Origin of the sequence: Halobacterium sp. CBA1126 (assembly GCF_009741975.1) — an archaeon.
Classification (GTDB): domain Archaea; phylum Halobacteriota; class Halobacteria; order Halobacteriales; family Halobacteriaceae; genus Halobacterium.
Genome location: NZ_WPCF01000191.1, coordinates 1 through 1,876, shown reverse-complemented (window position 1 = coordinate 1,876; position 1,876 = coordinate 1). Strand labels below are relative to the sequence as shown.

Annotated in this window: 2 protein-coding genes; both read left to right on the top strand. The window is 70.3% G+C overall.

Annotated features, from left to right (window positions below):
• On the top strand, positions 1-967 hold a 967-nt coding region (locus tag GJ634_RS15045), incomplete at its 5' end, for an enolase C-terminal domain-like protein (RefSeq protein WP_157503641.1).
• Complete coding sequence (rpsB, locus tag GJ634_RS15040; protein WP_157503640.1) at positions 964-1,704, top strand: 30S ribosomal protein S2; 741 nt, start codon at positions 964-966, stop codon at positions 1,702-1,704. The genes GJ634_RS15045 and rpsB, both read left to right, overlap by 4 nt.
• The last annotated feature ends 172 nt before the right edge of the window (positions 1,705-1,876 follow it).

Sequence of the window (1,876 nt, the reverse complement as noted above, 5' to 3'; positions counted from 1 at the left end):
GCGCGGCGTCGACGCCGCGCTGCACGCCGCCGACGGCACGGAGGACTTCTCCGACGTCGGGGCGAACAGCGCCGTCGCGGTCAGCATGGCGGCCGCGAAGGCCGCCGCGGACGTGCTCGGTGCGCCGCTGTACCAGCATCTCGGCGGCGCGTTCCGCGGTCGGAACTTCCCCGTGCCGCTCGGGAACGTCGTCGGCGGCGGCGAGCACGCCGCCGACGCGACCGCGATCCAGGAGTTCCTCGCAGCGCCCGTCGGCGCGCCGAGCGTCCGGCAGGCGGTGTTCGCGAACGCCGCCGTCCACGAGCGCGTGGGCGAACTGCTCGAGGAGCGCGGCGAGGCCGCCGCGAAGGGCGACGAGGGCGCGTGGGCGCCGTCCATCGACGACGCCGAGGCGTTCGAAATCGTCGACGAGGCCACCGGCGACGTCGCCGAGGAGTTCGGCTTCGACGTCCAGTTCGGCCTCGACATGGCGGCCGCCGAGCGCTACGAGGACGAGGCGTACGTCTACGGCGACGAGGTCCGCTCCACCGAGGAGCAGATCGAGTACGTCGTCGACCTCGTCGAGGAGTACGACCTCGCGTACGTCGAGGACCCCCTCGACGAGAACGACTTCGCGGCGTTCGCGACGCTGACCGAGCGCGTCGGCGACGACGCGCTCGTCTGCGGGGACGACCTCTTCGTGACGAACGTCGAGCGGCTCCGCGACGGCATCGAGGTCGGCGCGGCCAACAGCATCCTCGTGAAGCCAAACCAGATCGGGACGCTGACCGACGCGTTCGACGCGATCGAGCTGGCGACCCGGAACGGCTACGACGCCGTGGTCTCCCACCGCAGCGGCGAGACCGAGGACACGACCATCGCACACCTCGCCGTGGCGGCCGACGCCCCGTTCATCAAGACGGGGACGGTCGGCGGCGAGCGAACCGCCAAACTGAACGAACTCATCCGCATCGCGGACGAAGCATGAGCGACAACGAAACCGACACAGAGGCCGACCTCGAGGACGCCCCGGAGCAGGCAGCGGAGTCTGTTTCGGCGGCCGCCGAGAGCGACGCCCCGACCGACGAACAGCCCACCGAAGAGGAGCCGGGAGCGGCCACCGAGGACGTCATGTCCGACGAGGAGGCCGACCTGCTCATCCCCGTCGAGGACTACCTCGGCGCCGGCGTCCACATCGGTACCCAGCAGAAGACCAACGACATGGACCGGTTCATCCACCGCGTCCGCACCGACGGCCTCTACGTGCTCGACGTCTCGAAGACGGACGAGCGCATCCGGACGGCCGCCGACTTCCTCGCGAACTACGACCCCGAGCAGATCCTGGTCACGAGTTCGCGCCAGTACGGCCGGTTCCCCGCGGAGAAGTTCGCGGAAGCGGTCGGCGCGCGCGCCCGAACCGGCCGGTTCATCCCGGGCACGCTGACGAACCCGCAGTACGACGGCTACATCGAGCCGGACGTCCTCGTCGTCACCGACCCCATCGGCGACGCGCAGGCCGTCAAGGAAGCCATCACGGTCGGCATCCCCGTGATCGCGATGTGCGACTCGAACAACCAGACGAGCAACGTCGACCTCGTCGTCCCAACGAACAACAAGGGGCGGCGCGCGCTGTCGGTGGTCTACTGGCTGCTCGCCAACGAGACGCTCGACCGCCGCGGCGCCGAGCCGACGTACGCCCTCGAAGACTTCGAGGACGGCCTGTAACCCGACTTCCGCTTTCGTACTTTTCCTCACGTCGCCCAGCGGCGGCTACAGCGAGACGACGCCGAGGTGGCCGTCGAGGCCGTCGACGAAGCGCACGCGGCGGCCGAACCACTCGCGGCCGCCGTCGAGCGGGTGGCGGTGGCGGGCGTCGTCGACGTCAGCGCTCAACAGC

Excerpts from the sequence above, each read along its gene's own strand:
- rpsB (WP_157503640.1), top strand. The coding sequence starts at position 964 with ATGAGCGACAACGAAACCGACACAGAGGCCGACCTCGAGGACGCCCCG.